At 70.1% G+C, this 18222-nt stretch carries 18 protein-coding genes; 15 read left to right on the forward strand and 3 right to left on the reverse strand.

The genetic code is table 11. The features are described 5' to 3' along the window. Positions 1–12: 12 nt before the first annotated feature. The gene (locus ACWFR3_RS36825; RefSeq protein ID WP_453739049.1) at positions 13–669 is read right to left on the reverse strand and encodes a potassium channel family protein; all 657 of its coding nucleotides are present in this window, start codon (positions 667–669) and stop codon (positions 13–15) included. A 67-nt stretch (positions 670–736) separates the two neighbouring features. On the opposite strand from ACWFR3_RS36825, the gene ACWFR3_RS36830 reads away from it, so the two are divergent. Then, positions 737–1297, forward strand: coding sequence for an HIT family protein (locus ACWFR3_RS36830; protein ID WP_453739050.1), 561 nt, complete (start codon positions 737–739; stop codon positions 1295–1297). A 4-nt stretch (positions 1298–1301) separates the two neighbouring features. Here ACWFR3_RS36830 and ACWFR3_RS36835 read toward each other — a convergent pair whose 3' ends face one another. Together ACWFR3_RS36835 and ACWFR3_RS36840 are read right to left on the reverse strand one after the other, a co-directional pair. Next, positions 1302–2969 (reverse strand): hypothetical protein, encoded by a 1668-nt coding sequence (locus ACWFR3_RS36835; protein ID WP_453739051.1) that lies wholly within the window; start codon positions 2967–2969, stop codon positions 1302–1304. A 142-nt stretch (positions 2970–3111) separates the two neighbouring features. Continuing rightward, complete coding sequence (locus tag ACWFR3_RS36840; protein WP_453739052.1) at positions 3112–5310, reverse strand: elongation factor G-like protein EF-G2; 2199 nt, start codon at positions 5308–5310, stop codon at positions 3112–3114. A gap of 258 nt (positions 5311–5568) precedes the next feature. Between ACWFR3_RS36840 and pgsA the strand changes: the two genes are divergently transcribed. The 14 genes from pgsA (at position 5569) to ACWFR3_RS36910 (ending at position 18209) form a co-directional block, all read left to right on the forward strand. Further along, the gene (gene pgsA / locus ACWFR3_RS36845; protein WP_453739053.1) at positions 5569–6240 is read left to right on the forward strand and encodes a phosphatidylinositol phosphate synthase; all 672 of its coding nucleotides are present in this window, start codon (positions 5569–5571) and stop codon (positions 6238–6240) included. Then, the gene (locus ACWFR3_RS36850) at positions 6237–7196 is read left to right on the forward strand and encodes a phosphatidylinositol mannoside acyltransferase (protein WP_453739054.1); all 960 of its coding nucleotides are present in this window, start codon (positions 6237–6239) and stop codon (positions 7194–7196) included. Before pgsA ends, ACWFR3_RS36850 begins: the two co-directional genes overlap by 4 nt. After that, entirely contained in the window at positions 7193–8353 is a 1161-nt protein-coding gene (locus ACWFR3_RS36855; RefSeq protein ID WP_453739055.1) for a glycosyltransferase family 4 protein, read from the forward strand. The genes ACWFR3_RS36850 and ACWFR3_RS36855 overlap by 4 nt, the downstream gene beginning before the upstream one ends. A 63-nt stretch (positions 8354–8416) precedes the next feature. Next, positions 8417–8962: a hypothetical protein gene (locus tag ACWFR3_RS36860; protein ID WP_453739056.1), complete on the forward strand. Its 546-nt coding sequence runs from the start codon at positions 8417–8419 to the stop codon at positions 8960–8962. A 135-nt stretch (positions 8963–9097) separates the two neighbouring features. Then, on the forward strand, positions 9098–10012 hold the full coding sequence (gene pdxS / locus ACWFR3_RS36865) for a pyridoxal 5'-phosphate synthase lyase subunit PdxS (RefSeq protein WP_453739057.1): 915 nt from the start codon (positions 9098–9100) through the stop codon (positions 10010–10012). Positions 10013–10024: 12 nt separating this feature from the next. After that, positions 10025–10633, forward strand: coding sequence for a pyridoxal 5'-phosphate synthase glutaminase subunit PdxT (gene pdxT / locus ACWFR3_RS36870; RefSeq protein ID WP_453739058.1), 609 nt, complete (start codon positions 10025–10027; stop codon positions 10631–10633). 75 nt (positions 10634–10708) lie between these two features. Beyond that, positions 10709–11467: a YebC/PmpR family DNA-binding transcriptional regulator gene (locus tag ACWFR3_RS36875; RefSeq protein WP_453739059.1), complete on the forward strand. Its 759-nt coding sequence runs from the start codon at positions 10709–10711 to the stop codon at positions 11465–11467. 111 nt (positions 11468–11578) lie between these two features. After that, entirely contained in the window at positions 11579–12154 is a 576-nt protein-coding gene (gene ruvC, locus ACWFR3_RS36880; RefSeq protein ID WP_453739060.1) for a crossover junction endodeoxyribonuclease RuvC, read from the forward strand. After that, a complete protein-coding gene (gene ruvA, locus ACWFR3_RS36885; protein ID WP_453739061.1) occupies positions 12151–12759 on the forward strand; it encodes a Holliday junction branch migration protein RuvA in 609 nt (202 codons plus the stop codon). Before ruvC ends, ruvA begins: the two co-directional genes overlap by 4 nt. A gap of 77 nt (positions 12760–12836) precedes the next feature. Next, positions 12837–13919 carry a Holliday junction branch migration DNA helicase RuvB gene (gene ruvB / locus ACWFR3_RS36890; protein WP_453739062.1) on the forward strand — a complete coding sequence of 361 codons (1083 nt, stop codon included), beginning with the start codon at positions 12837–12839 and terminating at the stop codon, positions 13917–13919. A 164-nt stretch (positions 13920–14083) separates the two neighbouring features. Beyond that, entirely contained in the window at positions 14084–14551 is a 468-nt protein-coding gene (gene yajC / locus ACWFR3_RS36895) for a preprotein translocase subunit YajC (protein WP_453739063.1), read from the forward strand. Between the two features lie 169 nt (positions 14552–14720). Further along, positions 14721–16532: a protein translocase subunit SecD gene (secD, locus tag ACWFR3_RS36900; RefSeq protein WP_453739064.1), complete on the forward strand. Its 1812-nt coding sequence runs from the start codon at positions 14721–14723 to the stop codon at positions 16530–16532. 1 nt (position 16533) lies between these two features. Continuing rightward, positions 16534–17664, forward strand: coding sequence for a protein translocase subunit SecF (gene secF / locus ACWFR3_RS36905; protein ID WP_453739065.1), 1131 nt, complete (start codon positions 16534–16536; stop codon positions 17662–17664). Further along, positions 17661–18209, forward strand: coding sequence for an adenine phosphoribosyltransferase (locus tag ACWFR3_RS36910; protein WP_453739066.1), 549 nt, complete (start codon positions 17661–17663; stop codon positions 18207–18209). The genes secF and ACWFR3_RS36910 overlap by 4 nt, the downstream gene beginning before the upstream one ends. Positions 18210–18222: the final 13 nt, after the last annotated feature.

The following is an 18222-nucleotide window of genomic DNA, read 5'->3' on the forward strand; positions in this document are numbered from 1 at the left end:
CCCCCGGGACGCTCAGCGTCCCGGGGGCCTCTCGTCGTCCTCGCGCGCGAAGACCTGGAGCATCCACGCCGAGAACGACCCCGTCACCGCGCCGAGCAGTGCGAGGCCGCAGAGCATCAGGCCCACCGCGATCAGCCGCCCCATCGGCGTCACGGGTGTCTCGTCGCCGTATCCCACGGTCGCGAGCGTGGCCGACGCCCACCACACGGCGTCCCCGAAGGTACGGATCGTGGCGCCCGCAGCCGTGTGCTCGTGGTGGTACACGGCGAGCGCCGCGGTGAAGCCGAGGAGCAGCGCCGAAAGCCCGGCGTACGCGACCACGCGCGCGTGCAGCGCCAGACGCGGCTTCCCGTGCCTGCGCTGGACGGTCTCGTAGAGGTGCACGACGCGCAGCGGCCGCAGCAGCGGCAGGACGAGCACCAGGGTGTCCAGCCAGTGGGTGCGCAGGAAACGCGGCCCCTGCCCGCTCAGCCGCCACCGCACCGCGTAGTCCACGGCGAACACGGCCCAGGCCGCGCAGAGCACCGCGAGGCAGACGTTGCGCCATGCCCCGGGCAGTCCCGGGGCCAGGACCTGTACCGCGTACGAGGTCAGGAAGAGAAGCGACGCCACGGCAAGGAGCGCCTCGGTGCGGTTCTCCCAGCGTGTCTGAGGGCTTTCATCGGTCATCGACCCAGCTTCGCGGTGCCGCACCCGGCGGGCGCCCCGCCGACACGCTCCGATCGGAGCAAGTCATATGCTTCACTGCATGACGAGTGAGCCGGAGCAGCAGATCGGAGTGGGGACGCAGGACGCGTTCCAGCGCCTGTGGACGCCCCACCGGATGGCGTACATCCAGGGCGAGAACAAGCCGAGCGGTCCGGGCGCCGACGACGGCTGCCCCTTCTGCACCATCCCGGCCAAATCCGACGAGGACGGCCTGGTCATCGCGCGCGGCGAGCAGGTGTACGCGGTGCTCAACCTCTACCCGTACAACGGCGGCCACTTGATGGTCGTGCCCTACCGCCACGTCGCCGACTACACCGAGCTGACCGCTCCGGAGACGGCCGAGCTCGGCGAGCTCACCAAGCAGGCCATGACGGCGCTGCGGGCCGCGTCCGGTGCGCACGGCTTCAACATCGGCATGAACCAGGGCACCGTGGCGGGCGCCGGCATCGCCGCGCATCTGCACCAGCACATCGTGCCGCGCTGGGGCGGGGACACGAACTTCATGCCGGTCGTCGGACACACGAAGATCCTTCCGCAGCTGCTCGCGGACACCCGCAAGATGCTGGCCGACGCCTGGCCCGCCGCCTAGGGCATCACGCGTCGTACACGTCCGCCTTCCTCGGCATCGGGTCCTGGACCGCGCCGCTGAGGAAGCCGGAGCGTGCACCGAACTTCTCGGTGTCGACGCCGTTCTCCTGAAGGACCTTGATGGCCGCCGAGTGCACCACGCGCAGCACCGGTGTGGCCGCGCGCAGCGCGTCGTCCGCCATGAAGCGGTGCCGCCACGGCTTGTCCGCCCAGGCGTGCCGCAGGCCGAAGGGCTCGGGCAGGACCAGCTTGCCGCCGAGGTGGTCCAGGAGCGGGGGATACCAGGTGAAGGGGGCGCGCAGCGCGAGGCGTACCACCTCGTCCGCGTCGATCAGGGGCAGCTTGCGCTCCGTGGTCTCCCAGAACTTGATGGGCTTGGAGACCTTCTTGACCTTGGGGTCGGGCTTGCTCGTGAACAGGGAGTGCACGGGGCCGAGCGCGTGGCCGGTGACCTCGATGCGCAGGGTCTCGTGCAGGACGGTGACCGTGATCAGCATCGTGATGACCAACTGGCCGTCCCAGAGCGTGAACTGGCAGCCCAGATAGTGGCGGTTGCCGCCGCCGAACTGCTGCTCGTTGCAGATCCGCTGTACCTCGTGGCCCCGGACCTGGAAGGCCTCGACCTCCGTGCCCGAGGGGCGGGCGACCGCCTTCGCGTTCTCCCCGATGGGGGTGACGATCCAGTGCTTTATCGACGGCTTCGTGAAACCGCCGGTGTGCAGGGGGCCGCGCTCCAGGAGGCGCAGCTGGTCGTGCACCGCCCGTATGACGTCCCAGCTGCGGAACGGGTGGATCTCGGTGCCTTCCTTGCCGGCGACCAGCTCCTCGGCGAGCTGCCAGCTGCCCCAGCGGGTACCCATGCCCAGTATTCCCTTGGGCCCCGCATAGAAGACCGAGTTGCTCTGCTGCTCGGCGGAGAGGCGGGCCAGGCCCTGGCGGAGCTGCTCGGCCGTCGTCTCGCCCGGGCTGCCCGGCACCGCCTCGGGGATCTTCGCGCCGATGCCACCGCCGGAGAGCAGGCTCGACCAGCGCTCGCGCAGGTCCCTCGCGGTGCGCTCGGCGATCTGCTTGGCCCAGAACCAGCCCACCACGGGGACGACTATCGCCGCGCGGATGTACCAGCCGAGGAGGCCGTCGACCGGCAGCTTGATGAGGAAGATCACGGCGAGGACGGCCACGGCCACCATGACGGCCGTGGCGATCGCGCTCGCCCGCTTGTTGTCCCGCTTGACGACGGCCTGCTTGATGGTGAACAGCAGCAGCCAGACGAGGAGTCCGGGCAGGAACAGCAGTCCGCACAGCACCATCACGATGGTGAGCCAGCGGTCACGGTCCTTGCGGATGTTGTTCGCCGCGAGGCAGTGCTCGACGATCGACTGCGGTTCCATGCCGAAGGACTGGATCAGCGGCTTGCGGGCGCCGCCGAGCATCCGCACCTGCACGGCCCGCGCGAACGCCTCGCCCAGATTCGGCGCCATGAGCGACCAGAGGCCCTTGTGCACCTCGGATTTGTGCCATTCGTTGTTGGCATCGAGGATCTTCGAGGCCTTGTCGTCGCGGTACGCGGCCGACGCGAGGGCATTGGTCGCCGCCGTCTGTCCCGCGGCCCCGGACAGCGGGACCTGGGCCCCGGGCCTGAAGTCGAATACGTCGTCCGCCACTGCCGCCCCCATCGCCGCAATACTTCGCTGCTGCGGCTCTTCCCGACTTCCCTGCCTGACACACCTGTTGATCAGGTCATCAGCGTATCTGTGCGCACCGACATCCGGCAGGGCGCATCGGTGCGCCCTGCCGGAGACCCTCGACGGACCTCAACTAGGAGACGTCCTGGGCCTGTTCGCGAATCCTCTCGGAGAGCTGGGGCGGCATGGGCTCGTGGCGTGCGTAGGTGCGGCTGAAGCGTGCGGTGCCCTGCGAGAGGGACCGCAGGTCCACGGCGTACCGCCCGATCTCGATCTCGGGCACCTCGGCCCGTACGAGCGTGCGCCCGCCCGGCGCCTGCTCGGTCCCGACCACCCGGCCGCGGCGTCCCGAGAAGTCGCTCATCACCGGCCCCACATGGTCGTCGCCGACCAGGACCCGCACCTCGGCCACCGGCTCCAGGAGATGGATCCTGGCGTCGGCCGCGGCCTCGCGCAGAGCGAGCGCGCCCGCCGTCTGGAACGCGGCGTCGGAGGAGTCCACCGAGTGCGCCTTGCCGTCGAGCAGCGTGATGCGCACGTCGATCAGGGGGTAACCCGCGGCCACGCCCTTCGCGGCCTGCGCGCGTACGCCCTTCTCGACGGACGGTATGAACTGGCGCGGCACGGCGCCGCCCACCACCTTGTCGACGAACTCGATGCCGCTGCCGCCCGGCAGGGGTTCGACCTCGATCTCGCAGATCGCGTACTGGCCGTGACCGCCGGACTGCTTCACATGCCGGCCGCGTCCCCCCGACTTGCCCGCGAACGTCTCCCGCAGGGAGACCTTGTGGCTCACGACGTCGACCTGCACGCCGTACCGGCTGCGCAGCCGCTCCAGGGCGACGTCGGCGTGCGCCTCGCCCAGGCACCACAGGACCACCTGGTGGGTGTCCTGGTTCTGTTCCAGGCGCATCGTCGGGTCCTCGGCGACGAGCCGGGAGAGCCCCTGGGAGAGCTTGTCCTCGTCCGCCTTGCTGTGCGCCTGGATGGCGAGCGGCAGGAGCGGGTCGGGCATGTCCCAGGGCTCCATCAGGAGCGGGTCGTCCTTGGCCGAAAGGGTGTCTCCCGTCTCGGCACGGTTGAGCTTGGCGACGCAGGCCAGATCGCCCGCGATACACCGCGTGAGGGTGCGCTGCTGCTTGCCGAAGGGGGAGGAGAGCGCGCCGATGCGCTCGTCGACGTCGTGGTCCTCGTGGCCGCGGTCGGCCATGCCGTGCCCCGAGACGTGCACGGTCTCCTCGGGACGCAGGGTGCCGGAGAAGACGCGTACCAGCGAGATGCGCCCCACGTAGGGGTCGGACGCCGTCTTCACGACCTCGGCGACGAGCGGCCCGTCGGGATCGCAGGTCAGCGCGGGCCGTGCCGTGCCGCCGGGTGTGGTGACGGCGGGCGCCGGGTGCTCCAGAGGGGTGGGGAAGCCGCCGGTGATCAGTTCCAGGAGCTCCACCGTGCCGATGCCCTGCCGGGCGCCCTCGGCCGCGGGCGCCGCCGCGAGCACGGGGTGGAAGATGCCGCGCGCCACGGCCCGTTCCAGGTCCTCGACTAGTGTCTTGAAGTCGATGTCCTCGCCGCTGAGATAGCGGTCCATGAGGGACTCGTCCTCGCTCTCGGCGATGATCCCCTCGATCAGTTTGTTCCGGGCTTCCTCGATGAGCGGGAGCTGGTCCTCGCCCGGTTCGGACTCCTTGCGTTCGCCGGACGCGTAGTCGAAGATCCGCTGCGAGAGCAGCCCGACCAGGCCGGTCACCGGCGCGTGCCCGTCAGGACCCTTGGCGCCGTGCAGCGGCAGGTACAGCGGCAGTACGGCGTCGGGATCGTCGGCGCCGAAGGCCTCCGCGCACGTCCGTGTCATCTCCCTGAAGTCGGCGCGGGCCGCCTCCAGGTGGGTCACCACGATGGCCCGCGGCATGCCGACGGCCGCGCACTCCTCCCAGACCATGCGGGTCGCGCCGTCCACGCCGTCGGCCGCCGAGACGATGAAAAGGGCCGCGTCCGCGGCGCGCAGACCGGCCCGTAACTCGCCGACGAAATCGGCGTACCCGGGTGTGTCCAGAAGATTGATCTTGTAGCCGCCCCATTCGACGGGGACCAGGGACAGCTGTACCGAGCGCTGCTGCCGGTGCTCCATCTCGTCGTAGTCGGAGACGGCCGTGCCGTCCTCCACACGGCCCGCCCTGTTCACCGCCCCCGCGGTCAGCGCGAGGGCCTCCACCAGAGTCGTCTTGCCCGATCCGCTGTGGCCGACCAGCACCACATTCCGTACGGACGCGGGGTGGTCGGCCGCTGTAGCCCTGCCGGCGGCTCCGGGGTGTGCGTTCGCCTTGTCGCCCATGCCTTGGCCTCCCGGTTACGTGCACGGTGAGGAGGCACAGCCCCCTCGGGGATGCTGGCTGCTCGCGGACACGCGGGGCCGTGTGCGGGTCGGCTCCGGCGACGCCCGCGGTGCTTTCGAGCTTTCCACCCGGGTCACTGTGCGTCCATACGTCGTACGCGATCGTGAGGGGGCGAGCCGGTCCGTCAAGGGCGTGACTACGATGGGCCAGCCGGTGGCCAACAGGGCCGCGCGGCTCACCGACCCCTCGGGAAGGCCATGCTGAACAAGTACGCGCGTGCATTCTTCACGCGTGTTCTCACACCGTTCGCCGCGTTTCTCATCCGACGCGGCGTGAGCCCCGACGCGGTCACCTTCATCGGCACCGCCGGGGTGATGGCGGGCGCGCTGGTCTTCTTCCCCCGCGGAGAGTTCTTCTGGGGCACGATCGTCATCACGCTCTTCGTGTTCTCCGACCTGGTCGACGGGAACATGGCGCGGCAGCTGGGACGCTCCAGCCGCTGGGGAGCCTTCCTGGACTCGACGCTCGACCGGGTCGCCGACAGTGCGATCTTCGGTGGTCTCGCGCTCTGGTACGCGGGCTCGGGCAACGACAACATCCTGTGCGCCGTCTCCATCTTCTGCCTGGCCAGCGGCCAGGTGGTCTCCTACACGAAGGCGCGCGGCGAGGCGATCGGCCTGCCCGTGGCCGTCAACGGCCTGGTGGAGCGCGCCGAGCGCCTGGTGATCTCGCTGGTCGCCGCGGGCCTGGCCGGCCTGCACAAGTTCGGGGTCCCCGGCATCGACGTACTGCTGCCCATCGCGCTGTGGATCGTCGCCGTCGGCAGCCTCGTCACCCTCGTCCAGCGCGTCGTGACCGTGCGCAGGGAGTCCGCGGAGGCGGACGCGGCCACGGAGGCCCCGCCGCAGGGCAGTGAGGCCACGTCGTGAAGGACCGCCTGACCGACGCGCTCTACGGAGCCGCCTGGAGCTCGGTCAAGAAGCTCCCGGAGCCCGTGGCGGTACGGCTCGGCAGGACCATCGCCGACGCCGTGTGGAAGCGGCGCGGCAAGGGCGTCCTGCGCCTTGAGGCCAACTACGCGCGCGTGGTGCCCGACGCGAGCCCGCAGCGCCTGGCCGAACTGTCCAGGGCGGGCATGCGCTCGTACCTGCGCTACTGGATGGAGTCGTTCCGGCTGCCGTCGTGGAGCCGGGAGCGCGTCGAGGGCGGTTTCTCCGCCAAGGACCTGCACCACCTGACGGACGGCCTCGCCTCCGGCAAGGGCGTCATCCTGGCCCTGCCGCACCTGGGCAACTGGGACCTGGCGGGCGCGTGGGTGACCACGAAGCTGAACACGCCGTTCACGACGGTCGCCGAGCGGCTCAAGCCCGAGACGCTCTACGACCGCTTCGTCGCCTACCGCGAGGGTCTGGGCATGGAGGTGCTTCCCCACCAGGGCGGTTCGGCCTTCGGCACGCTGGCGCGGCGGCTGCGCGCGGGCGGCCTCGTCTGCCTGGTCGCGGACCGGGACCTCTCGGAGTCCGGCGTCGAGGTGAAGTTCTTCGGGGACACCGCGCGGATGCCCGCGGGGCCCGCGATCCTTGCGCAGCAGACGGGGGCGCTGCTGCTTCCCGTGACGCTCTGGTACGACGATTCGCCCGTCATGAAGGGGCGCGTTCACGCCCCCATCGATGTCCCCGAGACAGGTACCCGTACGGAGAAGACGTCTGTCATGACGCAGGCGCTGGCAGACGCCTTCGCCACGGGTATCGCCGACCATCCGGAGGACTGGCACATGCTGCAGCGCTTGTGGCTCGCTGATCTCGACCCCGCCAAGGGGCCCGCCGAAGGCTCCGGAAGTGGTGCCGACGGTTCCGGAAGTCCGGCCGAGGGGACCGCGCCGTGAAGATCGGCATCGTCTGCCCCTACTCGTGGGACGTGCCGGGCGGCGTCCAGTTCCACATCCGGGATCTCGCGGAGCACCTGATCCGCCTGGGGCACGAGGTGTCCGTCCTGGCCCCGGCGGACGACGAGACCCCCCTTCCGCCGTACGTCGTCTCGGCGGGCCGCGCCGTCCCCGTGCCGTACAACGGCTCGGTGGCCCGGCTCAACTTCGGGTTCCTCTCGGCCGCGCGGGTGCGGCGCTGGCTGCACGACGGCACCTTCGACGTCATCCACATCCACGAGCCGACCTCGCCGTCGCTCGGTCTTCTCACGTGCTGGGCGGCGCAGGGACCGATCGTCGCCACGTTCCACACGTCCAACCCCCGCTCGCGGGCGATGATCGCCGCGTATCCGATCCTGCAGCCGGCCCTGGAGAAGATCAGCGCGCGCATCGCGGTGAGCGAGTACGCGCGCCGCACGCTCGTCGAGCACCTGGGCGGCGACGCGGTCGTGATCCCGAACGGCGTCGACGTCGACTTCTTTACGAAGGTCGAGCCCAAGGCGGAGTGGCAGGGAGGCACGATCGGCTTCATCGGCCGCATCGACGAGCCGCGCAAGGGCCTGCCGGTCCTCATGAAGGCGCTGCCGAAGATCCTCGCCGAGCGGCCCGACACCCGGCTGCTCGTCGCGGGCCGCGGCGACGAGCACGAGGCCGTCTCCTCGCTGCCCGTCGAGATGCGCGAGCGCGTGGAGTTCCTCGGCATGGTCAGCGACGAGGACAAGGCGCGGCTGCTGCGCAGCGTCGATGTGTACGTCGCTCCCAACACCGGGGGCGAGAGCTTCGGGATCATCCTGGTCGAGGCGATGTCGGCGGGCGCGCCCGTCCTCGCCAGCGATCTGGACGCCTTCGCGCAGGTCCTCGACCAGGGCGCCGCGGGCGATCTGTTCACCAACGAGGACGCGGACTCGCTTGCCGCGGCCGCCCTGCGCCTCCTGGGCGACGCCGGGCGCCGCGAGGAGCTGCGGGAGCGCGGCAGCAGGCACGTGCGCCGCTTCGACTGGTCGACGGTGGGCGCCGACATCCTCTCGGTGTACGAGACGGTGACGGACGGAGCGGCCGCGGTGGCCGCCGACGAACGCTCCGGCTTCCGGGCGCGGTTCGGGCTCGCACGGGACTGATCGCCGCACGGCCGGGGAGCCCGGCGGTCCTGCGCACGGGCCGGCTCGACTAGCCTCGGGCCGGTGACCTCGACACTGATCTGGATCGCGGTAGCCCTCTTCGCGATCGGCCTCTACCTGAGCTGGACCGCGGGCCGCCTCGACCGGCTGCACGCCCGCATCGACGCGGCCCGCGCCGCCCTCGACGCCCAGTTGCTGCGCCGCGCATCGGTCGCCCAGGAGCTGGCCACCTCCGGGGTGCTCGATCCCGCGGCCTCCATCGTGCTCTACGAAGCGGCGCACGCGGCCCGGCAGGCGCACGAGGAGCATCGCGAGGTCGCGGAGAGCGAGCTCAGCCAGGCGTTGCGCGCGATCTTCGGGGAACCGCAGCAGGTCGAGGCGGTGCGCGAGGCCCCCGGCGGCGACGAGGCGGCGAGCGAGCTGGCCGCCGCCGTACGGCGGGTGCCGATGGCCCGGCGCTTCCACAACGACGCCGTCCGCGCGGCCCGCGCCCTGCGCAGGCACCGCAAGGTCCGCTGGTTCCGCCTCGCGGGGCACGCGCCGTTCCCGATGGCCTTCGAGATGGACGACGAACCGCCGGTCGCGCTGGCCGACCGCGCCACTGCGTGACCCCCGGCACGCCCCTGACCAGGGGCGTCCGCGAAAAATGAGCCACCGGTCATCCATTGGCCCTTGCTGTGGACTGGTCACCGGGAGTTTCCTCGTAGGCGCAGGAACCCGTCTTCAGCGAGCGAGGTCAACTCCGTGTCCACCACCTCTTCCAGCAACAACCAGTCGCCCGAGACCGGCACCGCGCGCGTCAAGCGCGGCATGGCCGAGCAGCTCAAGGGCGGCGTCATCATGGACGTGGTCAACGCCGAGCAGGCGAAGATCGCCGAGGACGCGGGCGCCGTCGCCGTCATGGCCCTGGAGCGGGTCCCGGCCGACATCCGCAAGGACGGCGGCGTGGCCCGGATGTCCGACCCGAACATGATCGAAGAGATCATCGAGGCCGTCTCCATCCCCGTCATGGCCAAGTCCCGCATCGGCCACTTCGTCGAGGCCCAGGTGCTCCAGTCCCTCGGCGTCGACTACATCGACGAGTCCGAGGTCCTGACCCCGGCGGACGAGGTCAACCACAGCGACAAGTTCGCCTTCACGACCCCGTTCGTGTGCGGCGCCACCAACCTGGGCGAGGCCCTGCGCCGCATCGCCGAGGGCGCGGCCATGATCCGCTCCAAGGGCGAGGCCGGCACCGGCAACGTCGTCGAGGCCGTGCGTCACCTGCGCCAGATCAAGAACGAGATCGCCAGGCTGCGCGGCTTCGACAACAACGAGCTGTACGCCGCCGCCAAGGACCTGCGCGCCCCCTACGAGCTGGTCAAGGAGGTCTCCGAGCTGGGCAAGCTGCCGGTGGTCCTCTTCTCGGCCGGTGGCGTCGCCACCCCCGCCGACGCCGCCCTGATGCGTCAGCTCGGCGCCGAGGGCGTCTTCGTCGGCTCCGGCATCTTCAAGTCGGGCGACCCGGCCGCGCGCGCGGCCGCCATTGTGAAGGCCACCACCTTCTACGACGACCCCAAGATCATCGCGGACGCGTCCCGCAACCTCGGCGAGGCCATGGTCGGCATCAACTGCGACACCCTCCCCGAGGCCGAGCGCTACGCGAACCGCGGCTGGTAAGGCACTTCGTAGATGAATGACACCCCTGTGGTCGGCGTCCTGGCACTCCAGGGCGACGTACGGGAGCACCTGATCGCCCTGGCCTCGGCGGACGCCGTGGCCAGGCCGGTCCGGCGCCCCGAAGAGCTGGCGGAGGTGGACGGCCTGGTCATCCCCGGCGGCGAGTCCACCACCATCTCCAAGCTGGCCGTCCTCTTCGGCCTGATGGAGCCCCTTCGCGCACGCGTGCGCGCCGGAATGCCGGTCTACGGCAGCTGCGCGGGCATGATCATGCTCGCCGACAAGATCCTCGATCCGCGCTCGGAGCAGGAGACGTTCGGCGGCATCGACATGATCGTGCGCCGTAACGCCTTCGGGCGGCAGAACGAGTCCTTCGAGGCGGCCGTCGACGTCGCGGGCATCGACGGTGACCCCGTGGAGGGCGTCTTCATCCGCGCACCGTGGGTCGAGTCGGTCGGCGCGCGCGTCGAGGTGCTCGCCGAGCACGGGGGACACATCGTCGCCGTACGCCAGGGCAACGCGCTCGCCACGTCCTTCCACCCGGAACTGACGGGCGACCACCGCGTGCACGAGCTGTTCGTCGGGATGGTGCGGGGGAACGCGGGAGCGGGATCCTTGTAGGATCTCGGGTACCTCCCGGGCCCTTAAGACCCGGGGGCGTTCGTACAGGTTGGGTAACGCGAAGGAGACAGGCAGATGTCCGGCCACTCTAAATGGGCTACGACGAAGCACAAGAAGGCCGTGATTGACGCCAAGCGCGGCAAGCTCTTCGCGAAGATGATCAAGAACATCGAGGTCGCGGCCCGTACGGGCGGCGCCGATGTGTCCGGGAATCCGACCCTCTTCGACGCCATCCAGAAGGCCAAGAAGAGCTCGGTCCCGAACAAGAACATCGACTCGGCGGTCAAGCGCGGCGCCGGCCTCGAAGCCGGTGGCGCCGAGTACGAGACGATCATGTACGAGGGCTACGGCCCGAACGGCGTCGCGGTGCTCATCGAGTGCCTCACCGACAACCGCAACCGCGCGGCATCGGACGTACGCGTGGCGATGACCCGCAACGGCGGCTCCATGGCCGACCCGGGCTCCGTCTCGTACCTCTTCAACCGCAAGGGCGTCATCGTCGTCCCCAAGGGCGAGGACGAGCTGTCCGAGGACGACGTCCTGGGCGCGGTCCTGGACGCGGGCGCCGAAGAGGTCAACGACCTCGGCGAGTCCTTCGAAGTGCTCAGCGAGGCCACCGACCTGGTCGCGGTCCGCACCGCCCTCCAGGAGGCCGGCATCGACTACGACTCGGCCGACGCCAACTTCGTCCCGACCATGCAGGTCGAGCTGGACGAGGACGGTGCGCGGAAGATCTTCAAGCTCATCGACGCGCTCGAGGACAGCGACGACGTGCAGAACGTCTTCGCCAACTTCGACGTGAGCGACGAGGTCATGGAGAAGGTCGACGCGTAGTCGCTTCGCCCCTTCGGGGTGCTGACGGGCCGACGGGACACACCCCCGTCGGCCCGTCGCGTTGTCAGAGGGACCCGATAACCTGCACGGACAGGCAACGGGAGGGGATACATGCGCGTGTTGGGGGTCGACCCGGGTCTGACCCGGTGCGGGGTAGGGGTCGTCGACGGAGTCGCCGGACGCCCCCTGACCATGCGCGGGGTCGGTGTCGTGCGGACGCCCGCCGACGCCGAGCTCGGCCACCGCCTGGTCGCCATCGAGCAGGGCATCGAGCAGTGGCTCGACGAGCACGACCCCGAAGTCCTCGCGGTGGAGCGGGTGTTCAGCCAGCACAACGTACGGACGGTCATGGGCACCGCCCAGGCAAGCGCCGTGGCCATGCTCTGCGCCTCGCGCCGCGGCATCCCCGTCGCCCTGCACACCCCCAGCGAGGTCAAGGCCGCCGTCACCGGCAGCGGCCGGGCCGACAAGGCGCAGGTCGGGGCGATGGTCACCCGCCTGTTGAGGCTCGACGCACCACCCAAGCCCGCCGACGCGGCCGACGCCCTCGCACTTGCCATCTGTCACATCTGGCGCGCCCCCGCACAGAACCGGCTCCAGCAGGCAGTCGCCCAGAACCGCCTCCAGCAGGCCGCGGCCGCACACGCGGCCAGGACCCCCGCAGCACAGAAAGGCCGTACCGCATGATCGCCTTCGTCAGCGGCCCCGTAGCCGCCCTCGCCCCCGATGCCGCGGTGGTCGAGGTCGGCGGTATCGGCATGGCCATCCAGTGCACGCCGAACACGCTCTCCACCCTGCGTATCGGCCAGCAGACAAAGCTCGCCACATCCCTGGTCGTCAGAGAGGACTCCCTCACGCTGTACGGCTTCGCGGACGACGACGAGCGCCAGACCTTCGAGCTCCTGCAGACCGCGAGCGGCGTCGGACCGCGCCTCGCGCAGGCCATGCTCGCCGTGCACAGCCCGGACGCACTGCGCCGCGCGGTCGCCACCGGAGACGAGAAGGCGCTCACCGCGGTGCCGGGCATCGGCAAGAAGGGCGCCCAGAAGCTGCTCCTGGAGTACAAGGACCGCCTCGGCGAGCCCCTGAGCACCGGCGGCCCCGCGATCGGCACCCCTGTCACCTCCGGCTGGAGCGATCAGCTGCACGCGGCGCTCATCGGCCTCGGGTATGCGACGCGCGAGGCGGACGAAGCCGTCGCCGCCGTCACCCCGCAGGCCGAGGCGTCCGAGAAGCCGCAGGTGGGCCAGCTCCTCAAGGCCGCCCTCCAGACGCTGAACCGCACCCGCTAGCACCCGTCGGCAGCCGCTGGCGCCCGCTGGTATTCGCCACCCCCTGACCAACCAGAACCACATCGCGAGGCGAGCTCATGAACTGGGACGAGACGACCGACGACGCGACCGCCGCACCCGGCGCGGCCGAGCGGCTCGTCGGTGCGTCCGCCGACGGCGAGGACCAGGCGGTCGAGGCCGCACTGCGCCCCAAGGACCTGGACGAGTTCATCGGCCAGGAGAAGGTCCGCGAGCAGCTCGACCTCGTCCTGCGCGCGGCCCGCGCGCGGGGCGCCACCGCCGATCACGTCCTGCTCTCCGGCGCCCCCGGGCTCGGCAAGACCACCCTCTCGATGATCATCGCGGCCGAGATGGGCGCCCCGATCCGCATCACCAGCGGCCCCGCCATCCAGCACGCGGGCGACCTCGCCGCGATCCTCTCCTCCCTTCAGGAGGGTGAGGTCCTCTTCCTCGACGAGATCCACCGGATGTCCCGGCCCGCCGAAGAGATGCTCTACATGGCGATGGAGGACTTCCGCGTCGACGTCATCGTCGGCAAGGGCCCCGGCGCCACCGCCATTCCGCTGGAGCTGCCGCCCTTCACCCTGGTCGGCGCCACCACGCGCGCGGGCCTGCTGCCGCCCCCGCTGCGCGACCGCTTCGGCTTCACGGCGCACATGGAGTTCTACGAGCCGGCCGAGCTGGAGCGAGTGATCCACCGCTCCGCGCAGCTGCTCGACGTGGCGATCGACCCGGACGGCGCCGCGGAGATCGCCGGACGCTCGCGCGGCACGCCCCGTATCGCCAACCGCCTGCTGCGCCGAGTGCGGGACTATGCGCAGGTCAAGGCCGACGGAGAGATCAACAGGGACATCGCGGGCGCGGCCCTCAAGGTCTACGAAGTGGATGCCCGCGGCCTCGACCGCCTCGACCGCGCGGTCCTGGAGGCCCTGCTCAAGCTCTTCGGCGGCGGGCCCGTGGGCCTGTCGACGCTCGCGGTCGCCGTGGGGGAGGAGCGCGAGACGGTCGAGGAGGTCGCCGAGCCCTTCCTGGTGCGGGAGGGACTCCTCGCGCGCACCCCGCGCGGCCGGGTCGGGACGCCCGCCGCATGGGCGCATCTCGGCCTTGTCCCGCCGCGGCAGGCGGGCGGAATCGGACAAGGGGACCTGTTCGGGGCGTGACGGCGCGCGTAGTGGAACGGTCAGGAACTGCGGTGCCATGCTGAGCGTTGTTCGTTAGGTGCGGACTCGCTTAGACTCCGCCGATGCCGTCCTTGTGGGCGGCGTGCCCACCCCCGTCCATCAGGCCGCTTACCTGCGCGGTCATGCGAAGGAAACTCCGTCCCGTGAATATCGTGACCCTCCTCCCCTTCATCGTGCTCATCGGGGCCATGTTCCTGATGACGCGCTCCGCCAAGAAGAAGCAGCAGGCGGCAGCGCAGATGCGCAATGAGATGCAGCCCGGCACCGGCATCCGCACGATCGGTGGTATGTACGCCACCGTCAAGGAGGTTCACGACGACGCCGTCCTCCTTGAGGTGGCTCCTGGTGTGCACGCGTTCTACGCGAAGAACTCCGTGGGCGCCGTCCTCGAGGACGACGAGTACAACCGCATCGTTCACGGCACGAGTGCCGTGAAGTCGGACGACCCTGTCGTCCCGGACGACGCCTCCTCCCTCACCGGGACCGACGAGCCCGCCGCCGGCGCTTCCGACGACTCGCCCATCGACCTCGGCAAGAAGGACGCGGACAGCGCCCCCGAGGCCGGCGACGCCGAGCCGAAGAAGACCGACGGCGAGTCCGACACGAAGTAACCACCACAGGGGTCCGTGGGGCGCGCCGCTCGCGCTGCCACGGCCCCCGCAGTGCGTGGGTTTCGTGACGGGTCTCGACACCATTTCATGGCCGCCCGACCCGGGAACTCCCCGTTCGTGAGGGGCAGTGCACCGGACGCCGGGGCGGTTGGACAGGGAGAACGAGAAGGTGGCAGCACCTAAGAAGGGCCGAAGGCAGAGCGCCCCGGGCAAGCCGGGCCGCTCTTTGGTCTTCATCCTGATCGCCCTCGTGGCGCTCACCGGAGGGATGTTCCTCTCCGGGAACACGACGCCTCGCCTCGGCATCGACCTCGCCGGCGGCACGAGCATCACGCTCCAGGCGAAGGACGAGCCGGGCCAGAAGAAGAGCGCGATCAACCCGACCAACATGAACACCGCGGTCAGCATCATCAACAACCGCGTCAATGGTCTGGGTGTGTCCGAGGCCGAGGTGCAGACCCAGGGCGAAGACAACATCATCGTCAACATCCCCAAGGGCACGAACGAGAAGCAGGCGCGCGAGCAGGTCGGCACGACCGCTCAGCTCTACTTCCGTCCCGTCCTGACGGTGGCCAGCGGCGAGCCCACCCCCGAGCCGTCCGCCAGCTCGTCCGGCAAGGACAAGGACAAGGGCAAGGACAAGGGCAAGGACACCGCGGACCCGGACAAGGCGACCGGGAAGGGCGACGACAAGTCGTCCCCGACCCCGACCGCCTCGGCCACCTCTCAGGGCCGCGCCGTCACCGACGGTCTGAAGGCCGACGCCACCCCGACCCCGAACGCCTCGGACAAGGGCAGCGACAAGGACAAGGGCAGCGACAAGGACAAGGGGGCACCGACCCCCACCCCGTCCGCAGACCCGGCCACCGCGGCGCTGCAGAAGAAGTTCACCGAGCTCGACTGCACCGACAAGGCGCAGCGCGGCAAGGTCGGCGACGGCGTCAAGGCGTCCGAGCAGACCATCGCCTGCGGCAAGAACAACGCAGGTCAGTGGGAGAAGTACGTCCTCGGCCCGGCCGAGCTGAACGGCAAGGACGTCGACGACGCCAAGGCCACGATCAACCAGCAGAGCGGTGCCTGGGTCGTCAACATGGAGTTCACGGGCGGCGGCTCGAAGAAGTTCTCCAAGACGACCAGCAAGCTCTCGCAGCAGCAGCAGCCGATGAACCAGTTCGCCATCGTGCTCGACGGTGAGGTGGCCTCGGCCCCCAGCGTCAACACCACGCTGAGCTCGAACGCCGAGATCTCCGGCAGCTTCACCCAGGAGTCGGCCCAGGACCTCGCCAACATCCTGTCGTACGGCGCACTGCCGCTCACCTTCCACGAGCAGAGCGTCACCACCGTCAGCCCGGCACTCGGCGGCGAGCAGCTGCACGCCGGTCTGATCGCCGGCGCCATCGGTCTCGCGCTCGTCATCATCTACCTGGTGGTCTACTACCGCGGGCTCTCGCTGATCGCCATCGCGAGCCTCCTGGTCTCGGCCGCCCTGACGTACACCCTGATGACGCTGCTCGGCCCGGCCATCTCCTTCACCCTGAACCTGCCCGCGGTGTGTGGTGCGATCGTTGCGATCGGCATCACGGCGGACTCGTTCATCGTGTTCTTCGAACGCGTCAGGGACGAGGTCAGAGAGGGGCGCACGCTGCGTCCCGCCGTCGAGCGCGCCTGGCCGCGTGCCCGGCGCACCATCCTGGTCTCCGACTTCGTGTCGTTCCTGGCCGCCGCGGTGCTCTTCATCGTCACCGTCGGCAAGGTCCAGGGCTTCGCGTTCACGCTCGGCCTGACCACGCTGCTCGACGTCGTGGTGGTGTTCTTCTTCACCAAGCCGCTGATGACCCTCATGGCCCGCAAGAAGTTCTTCGCGAACGGCCACAAGTGGTCCGGCCTCGACCCGAAGCGGCTCGGCGCCAAGCCCCCGCTGCGCCGCACCCGCCGTGCCACTGGTTCTGCCGCTGGCCCTGTCGACCCGAAGGAGGCCTGAGGTGTCGAAGCTCGGCAATCTCGGCGCCAGGCTCTACCGCGGTGAGGTCGGCTACGACTTCGTCGGCAAGCGCAAGATCTGGTACGGCATCTCGATCCTGATCACCATCACGGCCATCGTCGGCCTGGCGGTGCGCGGCCTGAACATGGGCATCGAGTTCGAGGGCGGTGCCGTCTTCACCACCCCGAAGACCAGCGTCTCGGTGGCGCAGGCGGAGAAGTACGCGGAGGACGCATCCGGCCACGACGCGGTCGTCCAGGAGCTCGGCTCGGGCGGTCTGCGCATCCAGGTCGCCGGCGTGGACACCGCCAAGTCCGACCAGATCAAGGCTGATCTGGCCAAGGACATGGACCTCAAGGCCGACACCATCAACGCCGACCTCGTGGGCCCCAGCTGGGGTGAGCAGATCAGCAAGAAGGCCTGGACGGGCCTGATCATCTTCATGGTCCTCGTGGTGATCTATCTGGCGATCGCCTTCGAGTGGCGCATGGCGGCCGCCGCGCTGATCGCCCTGATCCACGACATCACGATCACCGTCGGTGTGTACGCCCTGGTGGGCTTCGAGGTCACCCAGGGCACGATCATCGGTCTGCTCACGATCCTCGGTTATTCGCTCTACGACACCGTGGTGGTCTTCGACAGCTTGAAGGAGCAGTCGAAGGACCTCACCAAGCAGACGCGGTGGACGTACAGCGAGGTCGCCAACCGAAGCATCAACAGCACCCTGGTGCGCTCGATCAACACCACGGTCGTCGCGCTCCTGCCGGTCGCCGGACTGCTCTTCATCGGCGGCGGCTTCCTCGGCGCCGGCATGCTCAACGACATCTCGCTGTCGCTGTTCGTCGGCCTCGCGGCCGGTGCGTACTCCTCGATCTTCATCGCCACACCGCTCGTCGCCGACCTCAAGGAGACCGAGCCGGCGATGAAGGCGCTCAAGAAGCGCGTCCTCGCCAAGCGTGCCGCGGCCGCGGCCAAGGGCGAGTCCGTGGAGAGCGCCGCACAGGACGAGTACGACGACGAGCCGCAGGACGACGAGCCGGCGGGGGCCACCCCCGCAGGCGTCGTCGGCCCGCGCACGCAGCCGGCCTCGCGGGGCCGGGGCCGCGGCCGCCCTTCGGGGAAGCGCCGATGACCGAGCTCGCCGGCACGACAGAGCTGCTGCTCAGCCGCATCCGGGATGTTCCGGACTACCCCGAGCCCGGCGTGATGTTCAAGGACATCACCCCGCTGCTCGCGGACCCGGAGGCCTTCGCCGCGCTCACCGAGGCCCTCGCGGACCTCGCCGTGCGGTACGGCGCCACGAAGATCGTCGGCCTGGAGGCCCGCGGTTTCATCCTGGGCGCCCCGGTCGCGCTGCGCGCAGGGCTCGGCTTCATCCCCGTACGCAAGGCGGGCAAGCTCCCCGGAGCGACGCTCAGCCAGTCGTACGACCTGGAGTACGGCAGCGCGGAGATCGAGGTGCACGCCGAGGACCTCGCCGCCGACGACCGCGTCATGGTCATCGACGACGTCCTGGCGACCGGCGGCACCGCCGAGGCGTCCCTGCGGCTCATCCGCCGTGCGGGCGCTCAGGTCGCCGGTGTGGCCGTCCTGATGGAGCTCGGCTTCCTCGGGGGCCGCGCCAAGCTGGAGTCGGCCCTGGAAGGCGCCCCGCTGGAGGCCCTTCTCACCGTCTGAGCAGCCACCACGC

The sequence above is a fragment of the Streptomyces sp. NPDC055189 genome (assembly GCF_053606765.1).